Here is a 370-nt window from a genome sequence, read left to right as displayed (position 1 = left end):
CTCAGGGAGAACTCATCTCGGGGCAAGTTTCGTGCTTAGATGCTATCAGCACTTATCTCTACCGCATTTAGCTACCGGGCAGTGCCATTGGCATGACAACCCGAACACCAGTGATGCGTCCACTCCGGTCCTCTCGTACTAGGAGCAGCCCCCCTCAATTCTCCAGCGCCCACGGCAGATAGGGACCGAACTGTCTCACGACGTTCTAAACCCAGCTCGCGTACCACTTTAAATGGCGAACAGCCATACCCTTGGGACCTACTTCAGCCCCAGGATGTTATGAGCCGACATCGAGGTGCCAAACACCGCCGTCGATATGAACTCTTGGGCGGTATCAGCCTGTTATCCCCGGAGTACCTTTTATCCGTTG

1 rRNA gene is annotated in these 370 nt (G+C 54.9%); it reads right to left on the bottom strand.

Annotated features, from left to right (window positions below):
* Nucleotides 1-370, bottom strand: a 23S ribosomal RNA gene (locus tag LDK53_RS12015); the annotation flags it as partial.

It is taken from the genome of Enterobacter sp. K16B, assembly GCF_020216105.1.
GTDB lineage: Bacteria > Pseudomonadota > Gammaproteobacteria > Enterobacterales > Enterobacteriaceae > Enterobacter > Enterobacter sichuanensis.
Note: the sequence above shows the minus strand (reverse complement) of the source record. Positions and strands in the feature narration are given on the sequence as shown.